Origin of the sequence: Tessaracoccus sp. O5.2 (assembly GCF_964266725.1) — a bacterium.
Classification (GTDB): Bacteria; Actinomycetota; Actinomycetes; order Propionibacteriales; family Propionibacteriaceae; genus Arachnia; species Arachnia lapidicapta.
This window is the reverse complement of the sequence record NZ_CAXWGV010000005.1, coordinates 75,904-96,374: the sequence shown is the minus strand read 5'-3', so window position 1 is coordinate 96,374 and position 20,471 is coordinate 75,904. Positions and strand designations below refer to the sequence as shown.

At 71.4% G+C, this 20,471-nt stretch carries 17 protein-coding genes and 1 tRNA gene; 8 read left to right on the top strand and 10 right to left on the bottom strand.

The genetic code is table 11. The features are described 5' to 3' along the window. Nucleotides 1-89 precede the first annotated feature (89 nt). Together ACFQPD_RS03445 and ACFQPD_RS03440 are read right to left on the bottom strand one after the other, a co-directional pair. Complete coding sequence (locus ACFQPD_RS03445) at nucleotides 90-1,448, bottom strand: tyrosine-type recombinase/integrase (RefSeq protein ID WP_385898459.1); 1,359 nt, start codon at nucleotides 1,446-1,448, stop codon at nucleotides 90-92. A gap of 127 nt (nucleotides 1,449-1,575) precedes the next feature. Then, nucleotides 1,576-1,649, bottom strand: a tRNA-Gly gene (locus tag ACFQPD_RS03440). Between the two features lie 85 nt (nucleotides 1,650-1,734). On the opposite strand from ACFQPD_RS03440, the gene ACFQPD_RS03435 reads away from it, so the two are divergent. Further along, complete coding sequence (locus ACFQPD_RS03435) at nucleotides 1,735-4,476, top strand: FAD-binding and (Fe-S)-binding domain-containing protein (RefSeq protein WP_385898457.1); 2,742 nt, start codon at nucleotides 1,735-1,737, stop codon at nucleotides 4,474-4,476. Between the two features lie 75 nt (nucleotides 4,477-4,551). On the opposite strand, the gene ACFQPD_RS03430 is transcribed toward ACFQPD_RS03435, so the two are convergent. Then, nucleotides 4,552-5,679 (bottom strand): 6-phosphofructokinase, encoded by a 1,128-nt coding sequence (locus ACFQPD_RS03430; protein WP_385898454.1) that lies wholly within the window; start codon nucleotides 5,677-5,679, stop codon nucleotides 4,552-4,554. A gap of 67 nt (nucleotides 5,680-5,746) precedes the next feature. On the opposite strand from ACFQPD_RS03430, the gene ACFQPD_RS03425 reads away from it, so the two are divergent. Genes ACFQPD_RS03425 through ppgK form a run of 4 tightly spaced genes read left to right on the top strand, consistent with a single transcriptional unit; the run spans nucleotide 5,747 to nucleotide 9,166 of the window. Further along, nucleotides 5,747-6,409, top strand: coding sequence for a DUF1707 domain-containing protein (locus tag ACFQPD_RS03425; RefSeq protein WP_385898451.1), 663 nt, complete (start codon nucleotides 5,747-5,749; stop codon nucleotides 6,407-6,409). Continuing rightward, complete coding sequence (locus tag ACFQPD_RS03420) at nucleotides 6,406-6,897, top strand: PH domain-containing protein (protein ID WP_068749784.1); 492 nt, start codon at nucleotides 6,406-6,408, stop codon at nucleotides 6,895-6,897. Before ACFQPD_RS03425 ends, ACFQPD_RS03420 begins: the two co-directional genes overlap by 4 nt. Continuing rightward, nucleotides 6,897-8,279, top strand: coding sequence for a PH domain-containing protein (locus tag ACFQPD_RS03415; RefSeq protein WP_385898448.1), 1,383 nt, complete (start codon nucleotides 6,897-6,899; stop codon nucleotides 8,277-8,279). The genes ACFQPD_RS03420 and ACFQPD_RS03415 overlap by 1 nt, the downstream gene beginning before the upstream one ends. A gap of 50 nt (nucleotides 8,280-8,329) precedes the next feature. Next, the gene (gene ppgK, locus ACFQPD_RS03410; protein ID WP_385898446.1) at nucleotides 8,330-9,166 is read left to right on the top strand and encodes a polyphosphate--glucose phosphotransferase; all 837 of its coding nucleotides are present in this window, start codon (nucleotides 8,330-8,332) and stop codon (nucleotides 9,164-9,166) included. Nucleotides 9,167-9,235: 69 nt separating this feature from the next. Here the strand turns inward: ppgK and argS are convergent, their stop codons facing one another. The 3 genes from argS to ACFQPD_RS03395 form a co-directional block, all read right to left on the bottom strand. Further along, complete coding sequence (gene argS, locus ACFQPD_RS03405) at nucleotides 9,236-10,870, bottom strand: arginine--tRNA ligase (protein ID WP_068749793.1); 1,635 nt, start codon at nucleotides 10,868-10,870, stop codon at nucleotides 9,236-9,238. Nucleotides 10,871-11,115: 245 nt separating this feature from the next. Then, nucleotides 11,116-11,592, bottom strand: coding sequence for a DoxX family protein (locus ACFQPD_RS03400; protein ID WP_385898443.1), 477 nt, complete (start codon nucleotides 11,590-11,592; stop codon nucleotides 11,116-11,118). Between the two features lie 29 nt (nucleotides 11,593-11,621). Beyond that, on the bottom strand, nucleotides 11,622-11,942 hold the full coding sequence (locus ACFQPD_RS03395) for an NADPH-dependent F420 reductase (protein WP_385898440.1): 321 nt from the start codon (nucleotides 11,940-11,942) through the stop codon (nucleotides 11,622-11,624). Nucleotides 11,943-11,977: 35 nt separating this feature from the next. Here ACFQPD_RS03395 and ACFQPD_RS03390 point away from each other — a divergent pair, with 35 nt between their 5' ends. After that, nucleotides 11,978-12,289, top strand: coding sequence for a MarR family winged helix-turn-helix transcriptional regulator (locus ACFQPD_RS03390; protein WP_385898469.1), 312 nt, complete (start codon nucleotides 11,978-11,980; stop codon nucleotides 12,287-12,289). 64 nt (nucleotides 12,290-12,353) lie between these two features. Here the strand turns inward: ACFQPD_RS03390 and ACFQPD_RS03385 are convergent, their stop codons facing one another. After that, nucleotides 12,354-13,943 (bottom strand): xylulokinase, encoded by a 1,590-nt coding sequence (locus ACFQPD_RS03385; protein ID WP_385898437.1) that lies wholly within the window; start codon nucleotides 13,941-13,943, stop codon nucleotides 12,354-12,356. 139 nt (nucleotides 13,944-14,082) lie between these two features. Between ACFQPD_RS03385 and ACFQPD_RS03380 the strand changes: the two genes are divergently transcribed. Next, the gene (locus tag ACFQPD_RS03380) at nucleotides 14,083-15,426 is read left to right on the top strand and encodes a UDP-glucose dehydrogenase family protein (protein WP_385898434.1); all 1,344 of its coding nucleotides are present in this window, start codon (nucleotides 14,083-14,085) and stop codon (nucleotides 15,424-15,426) included. A 210-nt stretch (nucleotides 15,427-15,636) separates the two neighbouring features. On the opposite strand, the gene ACFQPD_RS03375 is transcribed toward ACFQPD_RS03380, so the two are convergent. The 3 genes from ACFQPD_RS03375 to ACFQPD_RS03365 all read right to left on the bottom strand — a co-directional run bounded on the left by ACFQPD_RS03375 (nucleotide 15,637) and on the right by ACFQPD_RS03365 (nucleotide 19,251). Beyond that, complete coding sequence (locus tag ACFQPD_RS03375) at nucleotides 15,637-16,368, bottom strand: L-ribulose-5-phosphate 4-epimerase (protein WP_385898431.1); 732 nt, start codon at nucleotides 16,366-16,368, stop codon at nucleotides 15,637-15,639. 87 nt (nucleotides 16,369-16,455) lie between these two features. Beyond that, complete coding sequence (pgi, locus tag ACFQPD_RS03370; RefSeq protein ID WP_385898428.1) at nucleotides 16,456-18,129, bottom strand: glucose-6-phosphate isomerase; 1,674 nt, start codon at nucleotides 18,127-18,129, stop codon at nucleotides 16,456-16,458. A gap of 21 nt (nucleotides 18,130-18,150) precedes the next feature. After that, a complete protein-coding gene (locus ACFQPD_RS03365) occupies nucleotides 18,151-19,251 on the bottom strand; it encodes a hypothetical protein (protein WP_385898425.1) in 1,101 nt (366 codons plus the stop codon). Between the two features lie 167 nt (nucleotides 19,252-19,418). Here ACFQPD_RS03365 and ACFQPD_RS03360 point away from each other — a divergent pair, with 167 nt between their 5' ends. Further along, nucleotides 19,419-20,471 carry a hypothetical protein gene (locus ACFQPD_RS03360; protein ID WP_385898422.1) on the top strand — a complete coding sequence of 351 codons (1,053 nt, stop codon included), beginning with the start codon at nucleotides 19,419-19,421 and terminating at the stop codon, nucleotides 20,469-20,471.

Genomic DNA, 20,471 nt, shown 5'->3' with positions numbered 1-20,471 from the left:
CTTCAACGACCACAAGCAATGGCGCGGCATCGCTACCCGATACGACAAACACGCAGCCATCTACCGAGGAGGCGTTGTCCTACGCGCGATCACCCTCTGGCTTCACGCATAAGGAGACACGCCCTAGAGGGCGGCTGGGGGCCCTCGGGTGGTTCGACGGTGCGGGGGGCGTAGGCGGCTTGGAGTCGTTCGGCTAGCAGGCGGTCGCCGTCGTCCAGGGCGTGGGCGTAGATCATCGCGGCCCGGGCGGTGGAGTGACCCAGGCGGCGTTGCACGTCGCGCACCGTTCCCCCGGCGGTATAGGCCAGGGTCGCGCCGGTGTGGCGCAGGTCGTGCCAGTGCAGGTCATCTCGGCCGATGGCCCGGGCAGCGCGCCGAAAGTGCTTGTTGACGTGCGCCTGACGGGCCGGGGCTCCGGTGGCTGCGGCGAAGATCAGCGCATCCGGGCCGGGGCCGGTGTGCTGGTCCATGTGGCGGCTCAGCGCTTGGGTGACGAAATCGGGCAGCCACACGGTGCGCACGCTGCTGGCGGTCTTCGGGGCCCCGAACGTGCGTGCCCGGGTCAGGGTGCGGTGCACGGTCAGAGTGCCGCGGCTGAGGTCCACGTGCTTGCGTGCCAAGGCGAACAGTTCGCCGTAGCGCAGCCCGGACCAGGCAGCCACCCACACGGCCGCGGCGAGGTCGGCCGGCATCAGTTCGACCAGGGCGGCGACCTCGTCGGGGGTGGCGGGGATGCGTTCGGGGTGCTTGACCTGCCCGGCCCCTTCCACCTTGCAGGGGCTGGAGTCCATCAGCCCGTCCCGGACGGCGGCGTTCAGGCAGGCGCGCAGGGTGCGGTAGGCGTTGCACGCGGCCACTGCCCCGGGCCGGGTGGCGTTGGTGCCCGGGGCGCTGGTCTCGGTGGGGCGCTGGGTGGCTGCCTGCCATGCGGCCAGGACGTGGCGGGGCAGCCTGCCGGTGGGCTTGACGTCGTACCCGTGCTCGCGGGCCCACTGCCGGGCCGGGTGTCCGTGGGTGGTGTGGCCGCTCGGCCGGGGCTGGGTGGCGGCGGCGTGGGCGTCGGCGCTGACGGTGGTGAACCATTGCCGCACCATCGGAGCGGTGAGGTCGCCCAGGTCACGGTCCCCCAGGTAGGGCAGGACCCAGCGGTTCAGGCTGTGCAGGTGATTGCGGCGAGTGGAGTCGGCCAGGTTGACCCGGGAGTTCAGCCAGGTGGTGGCCCAGTCGCGCAGCTTGACCCGCCCCAGCTCGGGGTCCTTCCAGGTGCCGCGGGCCCGCTCTGAGCGCTCGGTGCTCAGCCAGGCCACGGCGGCGGCGTGTGAGTCGAACGTGTGCGGGCCGGTGAACTTGCGGCCCTCGTAGCGGTAGTAGGCGCGGTAGCGGCCGGAGGGAAGTTGCTCGATGCTGCCCAGGTCGCTGCGGCCGCGGCGGGTGGTCTTCCTACCCATCTCGGGTACGTCCTTTCGTGTCCTCGTGGGGCCGATGGCCCACGAAAGCCCACGGAAGGGGTCTTAACACGCTTCCTTGCTGCCGGCTCCGACCTCGTCATTCCTGCTCTGACTAGGACCGGGACCGTGGAGCGGGCGACGGGAATCGAACCCGCGTATCAAGCTTGGGAAGCTAGCGCTCTACCATTGAGCTACGCCCGCGCGTGGCCACTAGGTTAGCAGGGTTTTCCACCGACCCGGAACACGGCCGGCACCACACCGAACAGCTTCTGAGTAGGCTGGCGGCGTGAGCAGCACCCTCGGCGACGTCACCGTCGACGAGCGTGCCATCACCCGCCTCGCGATGTCCCACGACGCCTCGCCGTTCCTGCTGACGCCGTCGGGGGTCGCCACGCCCTCGAGCGTCGACGAGGTGGCGTCGCTCATGGTCCAGGCCGCCCGCACCCGCCGTCGCATCACCTTCCGGGGCGGCGGCACGAGCCTGTGCGGGCAGTCGATCAGCTCCGACCTCCTGGTCGACGTCCGCCGCCACTTCCGCGACATCGAGGTGCTCGACGACGGCGCCCGCGTCCGGGCCGGCGCCGGGGCGACGCTCCGCGCGGTCAACACCCGGCTGGCCCGCTACGGCCGGCGGCTGGGCCCGGACCCCACGAGCGACGTCGCCTGCACCATCGGCGGCATCGTCGCCAACAACTCCAGCGGCATGCTGTCGGGCGTCGAGCAGAACAGCTACCAGACGCTCGAGTCGATGGTGTTCGTCCTGCCGAGCGGGCGGGTCGTCGACACCGCAGATCCCTCCGCCGACATCACGCTCCGCCTCGAGGAGACGCCGCTGGTCGGCGGGCTCCACATGCTCCGGAGGCGGCTGCGGACCAACCCTGCGGCGATCGCCGACATCAACCGCCTCTACAGCGTCAAGAACACCATGGGCTACGGGCTCAACGCGCTGCTCGAGTTCCACCGCCCCGTGGACATCATCCGACACCTCCTCATCGGCTCCGAGGGCACGCTGGGCTTCGTCGCGGAGGCCACGTTCCGCACCGTCCCCCTGGCGCGGCACAGCGCCGCCGCCCTCGCGCTGTTCCCGAGCCTCGACGACGCCACCGCCGCCGTGCCGGCGCTCATCGAGCACGGCTTCGAGGCCATCGAGCTCATGGACGCCGCGTCCCTGCGCGTCGCACGGGCCCAGCCCGACGCCCCCACCATCCTCCGCGAGGCACCGCTGACCACTGAGGCGGCGCTGCTGGTCGAGCTCCACGAGGTCAACGAGATCACGCTGGCCGACCGGCTCGAGGCGGCGGGCGTCGAACTGCGGTCCATCCCGGCGCTGGCCCGCGTGGAGCTCACCACGGAGGTGCGCGAGCGCAACGCTCTGGTCGAGCTGCGCCGAGGCTTGTACGCGCTGGTTGCGGGTGCGCGCGCCTCGGGCTCCACGACGCTCCTCGAGGACGTCTGCGTCCCGCCGGAGCACTTCGCGGCCGCCTGTCGCGACCTCGTCACCCTGCTCGACAACTCGGGCTACCCCGAGGCACCCATGTTCGCCCACGCCCGCGACGGCAACATCCACATCCTGCTCAGCGAACGCTTCGACGACCCCGTCGGGCTGCTGCGCTACCGCAAGTTCACGCGCAAGCTCGTCCGCCTCACGCTGCGGCACCACGGCGTCCTCAAAGCCGAGCACGGCACCGGGCGGGCCATGGCGCCGTTCCTACGCGAGCAGTACGGCGACGAGCTCTACGAGGTGATGCGCGAGATCAAGCACCTCTTCGACCCCCACGGCGTCCTCAACCCGGGCGTCATCATCTCCGACGACCCGGACGCCCATCTCAAGCACCTCAAGCTGATGCCGACCATCGAACCCGAGGTGGACGCGTGCATCGAGTGCGGCTTCTGCGAGCCGGTGTGCCCCTCGCGCGACCTCACGCTCACCCCCCGCCAGCGCATCGTGCTGCAACGAGAGCTCACCGCCCGCCGCGACGACACTGAGCTCGTCGCCCAGGTCGAGGCCGACTACGACTACGCCGTCCTGGAGACCTGCGCCGTCGACGGCATGTGCGAGGTGGCCTGCCCCCTCGGCATCAACACCGGCGACCTCGTCCGGCGGCAACGGCAGGAACGCGCGGGAGGCGTCGAGACGACCGCCTGGAACAGGGCCGCGAAGGCGTGGGGGCTGGCCACGCGCATGGGCTCGGCCGCCCTGACGATGGCCAAGTCCAGCGTGCCGCTCGCGACGGTCGCGACCCGGCTGGGCCGACGCACCCTCGGCGCCGAGGCCGTCCCCGGCTACGACGCGACCCTCCCGCCCGGCTCGGGTCTACGGCGCCGGCCCCGGCGGCGCAACCGCGACCGGCCCGCCGTCGCCGCCTACTTCCCGTCCTGCCTGCAGTCGATGTTCGGGCCGTCAGGTCAGGGCGTCTTCGCGGCCTTCAACGAGCTGTGCAACCGGGCGCAGGTGCCAGTGGCTCTCCTGGACGCCGAAGACCTGTGCTGCGGCTCGCCGTGGCGCGCCAAGGGCCTGACCGAGGGGTATCAGACCATGCAGGCCAAGGTGCGGGAGGTTCTCGGCCGCCGCGAGGACAGCACCGTCGTCGTCGACGCCTCCAGCTGCACCGCCGGCCTCACCACGATGACCGACGGCTGGGGCCCGGAGGTGCTGGACGTTGTGACCTTCGCCGCCCGTGAGCTGGTGCCGCGCCTCAAGGTGAGACGCTCGCTGCCGTCACTGGGCCTCCACCCGACCTGCGCCTCGACGCGGCTCGACGTCAACGACGACCTCCTGGCCATCGCGCAGTTCATCGCCGACGAGGTCACCGTGCCGCCGTCGTGGGCCTGTTGCGGCTTCGCCGGCGACCGGGGCCTGCTGCACCCGGAGCTCACGGAGGCCGCCACCCGCGACGAGGCCGCCGAGGTCCGCACGGGATTCTTCGCCTACGCGTCGCTCAACCGGACGTGCGAGATCGCGATGTCGCGGGCGACCGGCCGCACCTACGTGCACATCCTCGAGTTGCTGGCTGAGGCCACCAGGTAGCCCGGCACTTTTCTCGCTGGAGAGCTTCCTGCGTGCATATGCACAGGAGAAGCCCTGGAGCGAGAACTATGCAGGTCAGTCGCCGAAGCCGGTGCCCACGTGCCGGGCCGCCGCGATCCACGGATGGTCGACGGGGACGGTCTTGAGGTTGCCGGCCACGTCCTCCAGGGGCACGGGTACGGCCTCGCCGGCCTGGGACGCCACGGTAACGCCGAAGCGACCCTCCGCGACCAGGTCCGCGCCGGCGGTGCCGAGGAGCGTGCCGAGCAGCCGGTCATTGGCGTCGGGGGTGCCGCCGCGCTGTACGTAGCCGAGGATCGTCACGCGCGACTCGAGTCCGGTCGCCGCCTCCAGCTCGGTCGCCACCTTGAACGCGTTGTCGCGGTGGCCCGCCTCCACCGACGACTTGTGCTGCTTGGCCGCCGACTTCGCCTCCGGTGTCGACGCCGACTTCACCAGCGCGATCGCCGCCTGCAGGTCCGCGCTGTCCGCGACGTCGCGGGCCCCTTCAGCGATGGCGATGACCGAGAAGTTGCGGCCGGACGCGGCGCGCTTCTTGATCGACTCCGCGATCGACTCGACGTTGTACGGGATCTCCGGGATGAGGATGATGTCCGCCCCGCCTGCGATGCCGGAGCCGAGCGCCAGCCAACCGGCCTTGTGCCCCATGATCTCGGCGATGATGACGCGGTGGTGCGAGTGCGCCGTCGAGTGCAGCCGGTCGATCGCCTCGGTGGCGATACCGAGCGCCGTGGAGAACCCGAAGCTCGTGTCGGTGTGCGCGATGTCGTTGTCGATGGTCTTCGGCAGGTGGATGACGTTGAGGCCCGCCTCGCGCAGCCGGTTGGCGTTCTTGGCCGTCCCGCCGCCGCCGATGCACACCAGCGCGTCGAGCTTGTTCCTCTCGCAGTTCTCGACGATGGTCGGCACCATGTCGCGGACCTCGCCGTCGACGACCATCTTGTGCGCCTTGTCCCGCGACGTACCCAGCACCGTCCCGCCGACCGTCAGGATGCCCGACAGCGCCGTGCCGTCGAGTTCCTGCCAGCGGTCCTCCGCCAGGCCCCGGATGCCGTCGCGGAATCCGATGAGCTCCATGCCGTGCGTGCCGATGGCGGCCTTCCCGAACCCGCGGATCGCCGCGTTGAGCCCCGGGGAATCACCGCCGGCCGTCAGGATGCCGACCCGCTTCTTCGCGCCCATTGTCTGAACCTCCTCGTCCCCCCACACCCTAGCGAGGACTGGCCCGCCCGCCCATAGACTGGACCACATGCCCGAACCGAACCGCCTCGACGTCCTGCGGTGCGCGGACCAGGACCGCGAGGTCGTGGCGACGCTGCTCAACAACGCCTACGCGGACGGTCGGCTCACGTTCGACGAGCACGCGGAGCGCATCGCCCGCGCCTACGACGCCAAGACCTTCGGCGACCTCACCGCGCTGACGACGGATCTCGTCGTCGTCGACCCGCCCCGGCCGGCGCCGCAGCCGGTGAGCGCCCCCACCCCCGGCTACCCGCCCATGCCGGCCGCTCCCCCGCGTAGCGGCCTGCCCGTCACGCCCGGCGCGTTCACCGGCGGTAACGCGCTGCTGTCCACGTTCAACCCCGGGCGCATCGGCGTCGTCGCCGGCGAGGTCACGCTGAACACGTGGCTGGGCGAGACCCGCCTCGACCTCATCGGCGCCGCCTTCGAACGCCGCGACACCACCATCCACGTCGGCGGCGGACTGTGCGACGTCAAGATCCGGGTCCCCGAGGGTGTGGACGTCAACCTGTCCGGAGTGAGCCTCATCATGGCCGAGTCGAAGGTGACGGGCCTCCTGCCCCGCCCCGACGGCATCCGGCTCACGCTGGTGGGCACGCTCATCATGGGCGAGCTGAAGGTGGTCGGCCCGGCGATGGACCGCCGCCGCTACGAGCGGTTCATCCGGTGACCGAGGACCTCTTCGCGCCCCCGGGCACGGCCTGGCAGCGGCTCTCCCCGAACTACCTGCGCATGAAGCTCCTCCTCATCCCACTCGGCTGGACCGCGCTGTTCGTCGGCCCCGCCGTCGCCGCGTTCCTGGTGGGGCCGCCGGCGTTGGGCTGGGCCGTGGTCGCGGTGTGGGCCGCGCTGCTTGCCTGGCGGCTGATCCGGGCGCCCCGGGCGTTCCGACGGTGGGGCTACGCCGAGCGCGACACCGACGTCTACCTCACCAGCGGCCTGTTCCACCGGCGGCTGGTGTGCGTGCCCTACGGGCGCATGCAGCTCGTACAGCTGCAGTCCGGGCCGCTCGAGCGGGCCTTCGGGCTGGCCACGGTGGAGATGATCACGTCGTCGACGCAGGGCGGCGTCACCATCCCCGGCCTCGCCCAGGCGGACGCGGCGGCGCTGCGCGACCGGCTGATCGCCCGCGGCGAGACCCAGCAGGCCGGCATCTGATGAGCCTCTCCCCGGCCGACCCGTCGGCCCCGGCTGTCGTGCCCGCCCGCCAGGTGGTCGAGCACCCGAGCCCGCTCACCGGCGTGGCGCACGGCGGCATCGCCCTGGCGGCGGTCGTCGTGTTCTTCGTCCAGGAGTTGGGCGACGGCGGCCTCAAGGACCTCAGCGGCCAGGCGGTGGTCTTCGGGATCCTCGCCGCCGCGGCCGTGCTGCTGGCCGGCATCTACGGACTGTTCGCCTGGCGGACCACGGCGTTCATCGTGGACGACGCCGAGTTCCGGGTCGAGTGGAGCTTCATCTGGCGGTCGTCGTCCAAAGTCGACTACACCAAGGTGCAGGCGGTGGAGATCGCCCAGCCGCTCGTTGCCCGGCTGCTCGGGTTGGCGAAGGTCCACATCGACGTCGGTGGCGCCGGCGGACTCAACCTCGCGTTCCTCACCAGGGCGCGGGCGGAGGCGCTGCGGGAACACCTCCTCGCGCGGATGGCCCGTGCCCGTGCGCTGCCCCCCGGCCCGGCGACCGCCCCAGGTGACGCGGCACCGGCCGGCACCCCTCCCGTGGAGCAGGCCGAGCCGCCTGAGGTGCTCGTCCACGCCGTCGCGCCCGCCACCCTCCTGCTCGGCACCGTCGTCTCGAGCCCGGCCGCGGCCGCGCTGCTCGTCGCTGGCGCGCTGCTGGCGGCGTCCATCTGGGGCGGGGGCTCGATCACCTCCCTCGGCGCGCTCCTGGCGTTCGGGGGCTGGGCGTGGTCCAACGTCGGCCGCAACTGGGGGTTCCGCATGACGCGCCGCGGCGACACGCTGCGCATCTCCCGCGGATTCGGCTCCACCACCGCGCAGGGCCTCCGCCCCGACCGCATCCAGGGCGTGGCCGTGCAGCAGGACCTCCTGCAGCGCATCACGGGCCTCTACCGCGTCACCGTCACGGTGCTGGGCTTCGCGGAGTCCGGCGACGAGAGCAACGGCGCCGCCAACTCCGTCGTGCTCCCGTTCGGCACGTGGGCCGACGTCCTCACGGTGCTGCGGGCGATCTGGCCGGAGCTGGACCTCACCCGGGTGCAGCCCGTGCCGCAGCCCGACCGCGCGCGCTGGCTGACGCCGCTGGCGTTCGAGCAGCACACCTGGGGCGTCGGCGACGACGTCGTCGTGGCGCACCATGGGCTCATCGAGCACCGCCTGACGATCGTCCCCCACCGCCGGATGCAGTCGCTGTCGGTGCACCAGGGGCCCCTGCAGCGGAGGCTGCGGCTTGCGACGGTCGCGGTGCACACCACCGACGGTCCGGTGTCGCTGCGGCTGTACCATCTCGACGCCGGGATCGCGCGGCGCGTGTTCGAGGATCAACTGGAACGCGGGCGCGCGGCCCGCGCCGCCGTCGCCTGATCCTGACCGCGCTCTCCGGCGCCGGGGGTGCTACCGCTACGCTACGGGCCATGAGCAGCATCTTCCTGGGTATCGACGTCGGCGGGTCCGGCATCAAGGGCGCGCCGGTGGACCTGGCGATCGGCGACTTCGCTGGCGACCGCCTCCGCATCCCGACGCCGGCCAAGTCGACGCCGAAGAACGTCGCGGCGGTGGTCGGCGAGATCATCGACCAGTTCGCCGGCGTCATCGGCGACAACCCCGTGGGCCTCACCATTCCCGCCCCCGTCCTGCACGGCAAGGTGCCGTTCATGGCCAACCTGGACGAGAAGTGGAACGGCTTCAAGGCCGACGAGTACTTCGAGGAGAAGCTGGGCCGCAAGGTGGTGCTCGTCAACGACGCGGACGCCGCGGGCCTCGCCGAGGTGCACTTCGGCGCCGCCAAGGACCACCCGGGTCTGGTCATCCTCACGACGCTGGGCACCGGCATCGGCTCGGCGATCATCTACCGCGGCGTGCTCATTCCCAACGCCGAGCTCGGCCATCTGGAACTCGACGGCTTCGACGCGGAGAAGCGCGCGGCGTCGTCGATCAAGGACAAGGAGGGCCTCAGCTACGAGGAGTGGGCCACCGAGCGCCTCCAGCCCTACTACAGCCACGTCGAGATGCTGTTCTCCCCGGACCTATTCGTCACCGGCGGCGGCGTGTCGAAGGACTGGGACAAGTGGGGACACCTGCTCAAGCTCAAGACGCCCATGGTCCCCGCGAAGCTGCGCAACCGCGCCGGCATCATCGGGGCGGCGCTGGCCGCGAAGGACGCCGTCGACAACCCCGACGTGCTGTCGATGATCCCGGCCGTGGCCGACGCCAACCCGGCCGATGTCGCGGAGACCGACGCCGACGAGTGACCTGATCAGACGACGAGGGGGCCGGGTGGTACTGCACCACCCGGCCCCCTCGTCGCTTTCGGAGCTCTCTCACATGCGCTCGGGCGCGTCGATGCCCAACAGACCCAGACCCCTGGCCAGCACCTGCTGCGTCGCGGCGCACAGCGCCAACCGCGAGGCGCGGACGTCCCCCTCGGACTTCAGCACCGGGCACGCCTCGTAGAACGACGCCAGCGCTCCGGCGAGGTCATACAGGTAGTGGCACAGCTTGTGGGGCTGCAGCGAATGCGCCACCTCGTCGACGACGTCGCCGAAGCCGCTGAGCAGCAGGGCGAGCTGCTGTTCCGCGGGCTCCTCGAGCACGGTCACGGAGCCCCAGGAGATGTTCTCGGCCGCCGCCTTGCGCAGGATCTGCGTGACCCGCGCGTGCGCGTACTGCAGGTAGGGGCCGGTGTCGCCGGTGGTCTGGACCATGCGCTCGGCGTCGAAGGTGTAGTCCTTCTGCAGGCCGTTGGAGAGGTCGGCGTACTTGATGGCCGCCAGCGCGATGTTCGGGGCGGCGACCTCCTCGGCCGCGTCGAGCAGCGAGCCCAGGGTGGCGGCGGAGCCGTCGCGGGTCTTGAAGGGCTTGCCGTCGCGGCCGAGCACCATGCCGTATCCGACGTGCTGCGCGGTGACGTGCCCGGGCAGGAAGCCGGCCTTCCGGGCGGCCGCGAACACCTGCGCGAAGTGCCCGGCCTGCCGGGCGTCGGTGACGTAGATGATCCGGTCGGCGTGGAGGTCACGCACGCGGCGGCGGATCGCGGCCAGGTCGGTCGTCGCGTAGCCGTAGCCGCCGTCGGTCTTGCGGACGATGAGCGGGGCCTCGAAGCCGTCGACGAACACGCATAGGGCGCCGTCGTCGACGACCGCGACACCGGACTCCTCCAGCTCCCGCACCAGCACGGGAAGATCGTCGTTGTAGGTGGACTCGCCGGCGAGGTCGTCGTCGGTGAGGAGGACCCCGAGGCGGCGGTAGGCCTCGTTGAACGCGGGCTTGGAGATCTCGACGAGCTGGCGCCAGATGGCGAGCGACTCCTCGTCACCGCCCTGGAACGCGGAGACGCGGGCGCGGGCGCGCGTGGCGAACTCCTCGTCCTCGCGGAAGCGGGCAGCCGCGCGCTTGTACAGCGCGTCGGCCTCGTCGAGCGTCAGCGACCCCGCGTCGATCCCCTCGTCGAGGACCTCCTCGATCAGCATCCCGAACTGGGTGCCCCAGTCGCCGATGTGGTTCTGCGGGATGACGGTGTGGCCGAGGGCGGCGAGCACGCGGTGGAAGCAGTCGCCGATGATCGTGGTGCGCAGGTGGCCGACGTGCATCTGCTTGGCCACGTTGGGCGCCGAGTAGTCGATGACCACCCGCTGCGGATACGCGACGGGGTTGAGGCCGCCGTGCGGATCCTCGAGGAGCGCGGTGGCGGCGTCGGCCAGCACCTCTGAGCGCATGCGGAAGTTGATGAACCCGGGGCCGGCGATCTCGAGCGGCTCACACAGGTCATCGACGTCGAGGCGGGCGACGATGTCGGCGGCGACCTCGCGGGGCGGGCGCCCCTCCTGCTTGGCCAGGCGCAGCGCGACGTTCGACTGGAAGTGACCGAACTGGGGCTTGGTGGCGGGGCGCATCTCGGGGTCGACGCCGGTGACGGCACGCAGCCGGGCGTCAAGGAGCGCAGGGAGGGATTGCATGGGCGCCATTCTCGCACCGTCGTCGGACTCCGCCCAAGCCGAGCGCCCTCCCGGACCGGTGGCGGTCGAGCCTGACACGCGGTTCATCGGGGCGGGTTGAGCCTGATGCACGGCTCGACGTCGAAGATCAGGGGTTTGATCGATCAAACCCTCCTTGAGACATGGATCAGGCTCAACGCATTCTCCACGCAAGGAATCGAGGCCTCCCCCAGCTGGGGAGGGCCTCGATTGAAGGCGTGCCGGCGTCAGCGGGCAGCACCGACGGCGACACGCTCAGCGGTCACCGATCCGCGGCTGCGCGCCAGGAGGGCGTCGACAGCGTAACGACCCCCGCCGAGCACGGCCAGAAGCAGGAGCCCGGCCGCCAGGCCGAGTACCAGTTCGACGCCGTTGTTCTCGATGAACACCCCGTTGGGCGCGTGCACCAGGGCCAGGGCACCGACGAGAGTGGCCACGTTGACCGCCGCCGCCACGCGGGTCAGCGCGCCGAGGACGAGCAGCAGACCGCCGGCGATCTCAGCCGTCGCGACCACCGCCGCGGCCACGGGGGCCACCGGGACACCCATGTCGGCGAAGGCGGCGGTGGTGCCTGCCAGGGTGTACTGCATGAACTTCTGCCATCCGTGGGCGAACAGGATGACGCCGAGGGCCGCCCGCGCCACGAGGAGCGTGACGTCGAGGACGGCCGGGGAGACGGACTGGGCGGGCTGGAACAGTTTCATGCGGGCTCTTTTCAGGTCGTGGGTGAGGGTCAGGACTGAACGGCGAAGCCGCCGGTCCAGGAGATGGCCTCGCGTGCGGCGAGGGTGATCTGGAGGAAGCCGAGGGCCTCGAGCTCACGGGCGCGGCGGAGGGCGCCGGCATCGAGCACGCGGAGGCCGGCGTCGGTGACGATGGCGCTGACCTGCGCCTTGGCGTCGGCGTCATCCCCGGCGACAAGGACGGTGGTGGGCTGGCCGCCGACGGTGCCGGAGGAGAGCGTGCCGGCGAAGGTGGTGTTGAAGGCCTTGACGACGCGGGCGCCCGGCAGCAGGGCGGCGATGTGGGCGGCCGCGGAGGAGTCCGCCGGCACGGTGAGCGAGTCGAAGGTGTGTCACGAACGCGACGCTGCCCCGCCTCTCCCACGTCGTCCGACGACTGGAGGACCGCGGACTCGTGGAGCGCTTCCCGTGCCCTGAAGACGCGCGGGCCACGAACGCGCGGCTCAGCGAGGACGGCTGGCGCCAGGTCCAGGCGGCCGCGCCCGGGCATGTGGCGGCCGTGCGGCACTACGTGATCGACGCGCTCACCCCGGAACAGATCTCCCAGCTCACGGACATCGCCGACGCGATCCTCCAGCGCCTGGACCCGGAACGGTCACTGTCTTCCATGTACCGCCGCCACGACACTCCCGCGGGACAGGACGGCGCCCCAGCCTGACAGCCCCGCGCACAACGAGGGGCCCGACCGCGGACGGTCGGACCCCTGCGCGTAGGCCGCGTGATCAGTGCAGAGTGTCCACGGCAGCGCGCTCGATCGCGAGCCCGGCGCGGTAGCGCTCCATGAAGCGGTCGAAGCCCGCGACGTCGGTCGCCTCCGGCTCAGCCGTCTCGATCGCCGCCCCACCGAAGACCGACGACGCCAGCCAGTCGGCCAGCGACTCCCCGTCGGCGCGCAGGAACGACGCCAGCAGGGCCATGCCCCAGGCGCCTCCCTCGCCGGCGACCTCCCCGACCGACACTGGCGTGTTCATCGCCGCCGCCAGGAACCGCTGGGCGACCCCCTTGGTCTTGAACAGCCCGCCGTGGGCGAACATCGAGTCGAGCTCGACGCCCTCGTCCTTGAGCAGGATGTCCATGCCGACGCGCAGCGCGCCCAGCGCCGCGAACAGGTGCGTGCGCATGAAGTTGGCCAGCGTGAACGAGCTGTGCGGCGTCCGCACGAACAGCGGCCGCCCCGCCTCCAACCCGACGACGTGCTCGCCGGCCAGGTAGTTGTAGGCGAGCATGCCGCCGCCGTCGGCGTCGCCCTCGAGGGCTGCGGTGTACAGGGTCTGGAACAGCGCGGCGGTGTCCACCTGCGCGCCGAGCGCGGCCGCGGCCTCGCCGAAGAGCCCGACCCACGCCTGCAGGTCGACGGCGCCGTTGTTGCAGTGCGCCATGCCGACGAGGTCGCCGGCGGGCGTCGTGACGAGGTCGATCTCCTCGTGGAGCTGCTTCAGCGGTCCCTCGAGGACCACCATCGCGAAGATGCTGGTCCCGGCCGACACGTTGGCCGTGCGCCGCGCGACGGAGTTCGTCGCCACCATGCCGGTCCCGGCGTCGCCCTCGGCGGGGGCCACGGGCACGCCGGCGCGGAGCTTCCCCGACGGATCGAGCAGCCGGGCGCCCTCCTCGGTGAGCCGTCCGGCCTCCCGGCCTGCCGGCAGCACCGCGGGCAGGATGTCGCGGAGCTTCCACGGGTAGCGGTGGTCGGCCACCAGCGAGTCGAACTGCGCGAGCATGCCGGCGTCGAACTGCCCCGTGGCGGTGTCGATCGGGAACATGCCGCTGGCGTCGCCCACGCCGAGGACCCGTTCGCCGGTCAGGCGCCAGTGCACGTAGCCGGCGAGCGTCGTCAGGTAGTCGATCTTCCCGACGTGCGCCTCCCCGTTCAGCACGGCCTGGTACAGGTGCGCGATGCTCCACCGCTGCGGGATGTTGTACTGGAACAGCTTCGTCAACGCGTGCGCCGACTCCCCCGTGATGGTGTTCTGCCACGTCCGGAAGGGCACGAGCAGCTCGCCTGCGGCGTCGAACGCCATGTAGCCGTGCATCATGGCGGAGAAGCCCATGGCGCCGACCGTCTCGAGCTGGACGCCGTACGCGGACTCGACGGCGGACGCGAGGTCCGCGTAGGCGGCCTGGAGGCCGGACCAGACGGCGTCGATGTCGTAGGTCCACACCCCGTTCTCAAGCTTCGACTTCCACTCATGTCCTCCCGTCGCGAGGGGCTGGTGGTCGGGTCCGATGAGGACGGCCTTGATGCGGGTCGAGCCGAGCTCGATGCCGAGCGACGTGTTGCCACCCACGATGGTGTCGCGCGCTGCGGTCACGTTTTCCACGATGTAAACCTCCGTTGTTGTACGCGGTCCCATCATCCCGCGCCGGAGCCTCGTTGACCAGAGCGGGGTGACCAATCGTCCCGTGCCACCGGATAGGGACCTCGACCCGCGGGCCACTACGCTGACGGCCATGCGGATTTCGGTGATCGGATGCGGCTACCTGGGCGCGGTACACGCGGCCTGCATGGCGGAGCTCGGCCACGACGTCGTCGGCCTGGACGTCGATGAAACCAAGGTCGCCCTCCTGGCGCAGGGGCGGCCGTCCTTCCACGAGCCGGGATTTCCGGAACTCCTCGCGCGCCACGTGGGAACCGGACGCCTGCGCTTCACGACGGACCCGACGGAGATCCGCGACGCGGAGATCCACTTCATCGGCGTCGGGACCCCGCAGCTGCAGGGCCGGCTGGGCGCCGACATGACCTACGTGCGCCAGGCGGTCGCCACGATCGTCGAGCACGCGGCACCCCCGGCCGAGGGCCGGCCGGTGCTGGTGGCGGGCAAGTCGACGGTGCCCGTCGGGACGGCGGAGGAGATCGCCGAGGCTCTGGCGTCGTCGGGGAAGAACCTGATGCTGGCCTGGAACCCGGAGTTCCTGCGCGAGGGCTACGCCGTCGCCGACACTCTGCACCCGGACCGGCTGGTCTACGGGCTGCCGGAGGACCTGGAGCGCGGCGCCGTGGCGAAGGAGATCCTCGACGAGTGCTACGCGCGGCCCCTCGCCACCGGGACCCCCCTGGTGGTGGCCAACTACCCGACGGCGGAGCTGGTGAAGGTGGCCGCGAACTCGTTCCTCGCCACCAAGATCTCCTTCATCAACGCCATGGCGGAGCTGTGCGACGCCACGGGCGGCGACGTGACGCGGCTCGCCGAGGCCATCGGCTACGACGACCGCATCGGTAGCAAGTTCCTCCAGGCCGGCATCGGCTTCGGCGGCGGATGCCTGCCCAAGGACATCCGCGCCTTCATGGCGCGGGCGGGCGAGTTGGGCGTCGACGAGGCCCTCACGTTCCTGCGCGAAGTGGACGCCATCAATCTGCGGCGCCGCGACCACGCCGTCACCCTGGCCGAGGAGGCGGTCGGCGGCCGGTTGGCCGGCAAGAAGGTCGCCGTCCTCGGCATCACGTTCAAGCCGGACACCGACGACCTGCGCGACTCCCCCGCCCTCGACATCGCAGGCCGGCTGTGGTCGCGGGGCGCGGAGCTGGCGGTCGTCGACCCCGCCGCTGGTGACCTCCTGCGCCGGCGGCAGCCCGAACTCAACGTCCACGACTCGATTGAGGACGCGATCCGCGACGCCCACGTCGTCATGGTGCTGACGCAGTGGAAGGAGTTCGTGGAGTTGGACCCGGCCACCCTCGTGGCGCTGCCGGCCGCCCCCAACGTCGTTGACGGGCGCAACGTCCTCGACCCCCGACGCTGGAGCGACGCCGGCTGGCGCTACTTCGGGATGGGCCGGGGCGTCTCTGTCTGGTGACGCCCCGATCGCCCTCCGATCGCTGAGGTCGCGTCCCGGCGGCTCCCGCCGTCGCGGACGAGTCTCGAAGCCGACGCCCCTCCGATCGCTGAGGTCGCGTCCCGACGGCTCCGCCGTCGCGGACGAGTCTCGAAGCCGACGCCGAAGGCGTCGATCGCGTCCCCCTCGTCAGCCCGCGTTGCTTAGGCTTCGAGGCCGCTCCGCGGCACCTCAGCCAGCGGGGGTGGGCTGGCCGTAGACGTTCTGGTAGCGGTCGAACAGCGAATCGATCTTGTCCTGCGGGATGGGGATGACCTCGCCCAGCTGACGCGCGATGTGGATCGTCCGCGCGACCTCCTCGCACATCACCGCGGCCTTGACGGCGTCGCGGGCGTCCTTGCCGATGGTGAACGGCCCGTGGTTCTGCATCAGCACGGCGCGGCTGCGCGAGTCCTTGAGGGTCTCGACGATGCCCTGGCCGATCGAGTCGTCGCCGATGAGCGCGAACGGCCCGACCGGGATCTCGCCGCCGAACTCGTCGCCCATCATGGTGAGCACGCAGGGGATGGCCTCGCCGCGGGCCGCCCAGGCGGTGGCGTAGGTCGAGTGGGTGTGCACGACGCCGCCGATGTGGTCCATGTGGCGGTACACGTAGGCGTGCGCGGCGGTGTCGCTGGAGGGCTGCAGGGTGGCGGGGGTCCCGTCGTCGATCTTCACGCCGTCGAGCGTGCACACCACCATCTTCTCCGGGGCCAGCTCGTCGTAGGAGACCCCGGACGGCTTGATGACGAACAGGTCCTGGCCGATGACGTCGGCGCAGCGGATCCGCTGCGACACGTTGCCGGCCGTCCACACCACGAGCTCCCAGCGGGGCAGCTCGGCATGCAGACGCGAGACCAGGTCCCGGGTCCAGGCGACCTCGTCCTGGAGATCGGCGGGCAGATCGGTGAGGGTGAGCGTCACGGTTCCTCCATCGTTGTAAACCTGATCAGATCCTAAGCGGCCGGCGCTGCCCGCGGCACCGGGGTCCGGCACCGCGGGCGCGAGGCGTCAGACGCGGTTGTCGCGGTACCAGCGCACCAGGGCCTGGGTCGACGGGTCCTGCCGCGACAGGGCGTCGGCGTCGCCGAACACCGCCGGGGCGATGTCGAGGGCCAGCTTCTTGCCCAGCTCGACGCCCCACTGGTCGAACGAGTCGATACCCCACACGATGCCCTGCACGAAGGTGATGTGCTCGTACAAGGCGATGAGCTGCCCGACCACCGACGGCGTCAGCGCGGGCGCCATGATCGACGTCGTGGGCTTGTTGCCCGCGAACACCCGGGCCGGGACGATCTCCTCGGGCGTCCCCTCGGCGCGCACCTCGTCGGCCGTCTTGCCGAAGGCGAGCGCCGCGGTCTGCGCGAAGAAGTTGGCGAGGAACAGCCCGTGCACGTCGGTGTCGCCGTCGAGCGTCGGGTGCGCGGGGTTCGCGACCGCGATGAAGTCCGCGGGGATCAGGCGCGTGCCCTGGTGGATCAGCTGGTAGAAGGCGTGCTGGCCGTTGGTGCCGGGCTCGCCCCAGAAGATCTCCCCCGTGTCCGAGGTCACCGGCGTGCCGTCCCAGCGCACCGACTTGCCGTTGGACTCCATGGTGAGCTGCTGCAGGTAGGCCGCGAAGCGGTGCAGATACTGCGCGTACGGCAGCACGGCGTGGCTGTGGGCGCCGTAGAAGTTGACGTACCACACGTTGATCAGCCCCATGAGGAGCGGCACGTTGCGCTCGGGAGTCTCGGTGCGGAAGTGCGTGTCGACGGCGTGGAAGCCGGCGAGGAAGTCACGGAAGCCGTCCGGGCCGATCGCGATGGCGACCGGCAGTCCCACCGCTGAATCGACCGAGTAGCGCCCGCCGACCCAGTCCCAGAACCCGAAGGCGTTGGCCGGGTCGATGCCGAAATCGGCGACCTTGTCCAGCGCCGTCGACACGGCGACGAAGTGCTTGGCGATCGCTGCGCGGCGGGACTCGTCGGTGTCGTCGACGACGCCGGCCTCCGCGAGGCGCGTCAGGAACCAGTCGCGGGCCATGCGGGCGTTCGTGAGGGTCTCGAGCGTGGTGAAGGTCTTCGACGCGACGATGAACAGCGTCGTCTCGGGGTCCAGGTCCGCGACCTTCTCGGCGCAGTCGGCCGGATCGATGTTGGAGATGAAGCGGCACTCGAGGCCGTCCTGCTTGTACGGCAGCAGCGCCTCGTAGACCATGACCGGCCCGAGGTCGGAGCCGCCGATGCCGATATTGACGACCGTCTCGATCCGCTTGCCGGTGACCCCGGTCCACTCACCGGAACGCACCTGGTCCGCGAAGGCGTACATGCGGTCCAGCACCTCGTGCACGTCGGCCACGACGTCCTGCCCGTCGACGGTGAGCTCGGCGTCGCGCGGGAGCCGCAGGGCGGTGTGCAGGACGGAGCGGTTCTCCGTGACGTTGATGCGCTCGCCGGCGAACATGGCGTCGCGGCGGCCGGCGACGTCGACCTGCTCGGCCAGCCGGACCAGGGCGGCGACGATGTCCTCGTTGATGAGGTTCTTCGACAGGTCGACCCGCAGGTCGGCGAGATCGAAGGTGAGCTCCTGTGCGCGGTGCGGGTCCGCCTCGAACCAGCCGCGGAGATCGGGGACGAGGGCGTCCTTGAGGACCTTCAGGTCCGCCCAGGCTTCGGTGGTGGTGGCGTCAACCGGAGTGATCATGGCCCCAGCCTAGGGCAGGGGTCACCGCACGCTGATGTGCACGTGGTCATAGTGGTTGGCGGTGACGCTGCCGCGGTCCTCCATGCCTCTCCAGCCGTCGCCCGAGCGCTGCGCCGTCCAGATCTGCTGCGAGTAGATGACCTCGATGATGCCCAGCGCGGACGCGTTGGCCCGCGCCCAGCGGGCGATCTGCCAGCCGTCTTCGCCGGACACCATCACGTCGATGGCCTGTCCCGTGCTGTGGTACGAGCCGCCGTCGCTGCGGTAGCCGCCGTAGCTGTCCACCTTGGGGAACTCGGCACAGACCGCGCGCAGGACGGCACGGGTCCGCGTCGTGAGGCCGGACTCGATGCCGGCCGCGTCCGCGCAGGGCTCGCTGGAGAAGCCCGTGCCGCCGCCCCCGGACGCGGCCTCGGTCCGGCTGGCCGTCGTCGCCGCCGGCGCTGCCGGCTTCTCGGTGCTGAGGAAGCTCTCCTTGATCCATCCGGCCCGGTCGCTCAGCACGACCTGGCGCCAACCCTCGACGGCCCAGGCGGTGATGGCCACGTCCGCGCCCGCGGCGATCGTCGTGCGCGCGTCGTAGCCCGTCCCCGGTCCGGTCCGGACGTTGACGGCCGCGGTGGCATACCTCGTTCCGGCGCCCTCCGCCACGGCGGTGTAGTCGACCGGCTCGGGCGTCGGCGTCGGCGTCGGGGTGGGGGTGGGGGTGGGCGTCGGGGTCGGTGTCGCGGCGGGGGTGGCGGTAGGCGTTGCAGCCGCCGCGACCGACGGGGAGGCGCTGGGGGTGGGGCTGGGCGATGCCACTGCGCTCGGCGAGGCGGAGGCCGTCGGGCTCGGCGACGGGGACAGCGACGGCCTCGCATTGTTGCGCGACACAACACCGGTGTCCACGGCCGCGTACTGGGGATCCGTCATCTCCCGCAGCTGAGCGCCGGGCGGGGCGATCACGGCGGCCGCGGCCAGCCCCACCACCGTCAGGAGCGCCAGCGGACCCGCGACCCGTCGGGACACCTGCGCGCGGGGCCGGGCCAGGGCGGCAGGGGCCGCACGTCGAGCGACGATGATCTCCGGGGAGTCCGCCGTCGACGCATCCGACCGCTGGGCTCGCCGGGCTCTGCTCATCGATCCACCGCTTCCTGAATATCCTGAGAATCTCTAAGGCGTGTCTCAGAATACGTGATCGTCGCCCGGATGCAACCCCCTCAGTCACCCGCCTATGGCGGGCCGTTCTCAGGGTCCCCTCAGCCATCCGCTACGCTGCGCAGCACTGCATCCAACGAAGGACCCCCATGCCCCGCACCCTCGCGCGCGCCGCCGTCCTGGCGCTCATCGTCGTGCTGGCGCTTCTCCCCCTGCCCGCTCATGCCCGCAGCGCGCTGGACGTCGCCTTCGACGTCGCCGACGGCCGCGTCACGGTCACCGGCACCCTCACCGACGGCGAGGAACCCCTCAGGCGGCGCGTCGTCGTCGCCAGCCTCGACGGCGCGCGGCAGGCGGAGGCCGAGACCCAGGGCAACGGAGGGTTCACCCTGCGATTCGATCTGCCCTCCGACCTCGCCGCCGGAACCCACGAGGTCGCCGTCGAGTTCGCGGGCGACGGCGACGTGCAGCCGGCTCGGGCGGTCGGAGCCATCACCGTCGAGGGGAAGGCGACGGGCCAGAAGCCACCGTCCTCCAGCCCGACCCCACCCCGCCGGACCGAATCGGCGACGCCCACGGCGAGCGCCCGTCCCGATCCGACGCCGCCCGACCCGACGACCACGGTCCTCACCGCCACCGGCCCCGCCAAGTCGGTGAACTCCGGACTCCTCACCCTGACCGGGACGCTCACCGACCCGGCCGGCCGCGGGATCGTCGACGCCGGGATCAGCCTGACCGACGCCGGCGGCGAGGTGGACGACTCCTACACCCTCACCACGGCGGGCGGGGCCTTCACCACCTTCTACGCCGTGCCTGAGGCTCAGCCGTCCGGACGGATGACGCTCACGCTGACGTTCCCCGGCGCTGACGGGCTGAAGCCCTCCAGGACCACCCTGACGGTCGTCATCGAGCACACCGAGGTCGCCTCCCCGAGCCCGAGCCCGAGCGAGTCGCCCTCGCCGAGCACGACCCCGTCGCCGTCGCCCACCGCGGACCGGGGCACACCCTCCCCCGGCGCCTCGACGCCCGCCACCACGGCCGTGCAGCCGCCGGCTCCGGCTGCTGTGACCTGGTTCCTGCTGGCCTCGGCCGTCGCGGGAGGCGGCGCACTGCTCACGGCCGCGGTGCTCGTCTTCCGGGGCGTCAACGCCCGCGGCGACGGCGACGAGGAGCGCTCCCTCAGCTTCCTCGACGAGGACTGA

What these genes read in the sequence shown, in the direction of transcription:
- ACFQPD_RS03445 (WP_385898459.1), bottom strand. Translation starts at nt 1,448, where the DNA reads ATGGGTAGGAAGACCACCCGCCGCGGCCGCAGCGACCTGGGCAGCATC.
- ACFQPD_RS03430 (WP_385898454.1), bottom strand. Translation starts at nt 5,679, where the DNA reads ATGGGCGCGAAGAAGCGGGTCGGCATCCTGACGGCCGGCGGTGATTCC.
- ACFQPD_RS03425 (WP_385898451.1), top strand. Translation starts at nt 5,747, where the DNA reads ATGCCCGAACCGAACCGCCTCGACGTCCTGCGGTGCGCGGACCAGGAC.
- ACFQPD_RS03415 (WP_385898448.1), top strand. Translation starts at nt 6,897, where the DNA reads ATGAGCCTCTCCCCGGCCGACCCGTCGGCCCCGGCTGTCGTGCCCGCC.
- ppgK (WP_385898446.1), top strand. Translation starts at nt 8,330, where the DNA reads ATGAGCAGCATCTTCCTGGGTATCGACGTCGGCGGGTCCGGCATCAAG.
- argS (WP_068749793.1), bottom strand. Translation starts at nt 10,870, where the DNA reads ATGCAATCCCTCCCTGCGCTCCTTGACGCCCGGCTGCGTGCCGTCACC.
- ACFQPD_RS03400 (WP_385898443.1), bottom strand. Translation starts at nt 11,592, where the DNA reads ATGAAACTGTTCCAGCCCGCCCAGTCCGTCTCCCCGGCCGTCCTCGAC.
- ACFQPD_RS03380 (WP_385898434.1), top strand. Translation starts at nt 14,083, where the DNA reads ATGCGGATTTCGGTGATCGGATGCGGCTACCTGGGCGCGGTACACGCG.
- pgi (WP_385898428.1), bottom strand. Translation starts at nt 18,129, where the DNA reads ATGATCACTCCGGTTGACGCCACCACCACCGAAGCCTGGGCGGACCTG.
- ACFQPD_RS03365 (WP_385898425.1), bottom strand. Translation starts at nt 19,251, where the DNA reads ATGAGCAGAGCCCGGCGAGCCCAGCGGTCGGATGCGTCGACGGCGGAC.
- ACFQPD_RS03360 (WP_385898422.1), top strand. Translation starts at nt 19,419, where the DNA reads ATGCCCCGCACCCTCGCGCGCGCCGCCGTCCTGGCGCTCATCGTCGTG.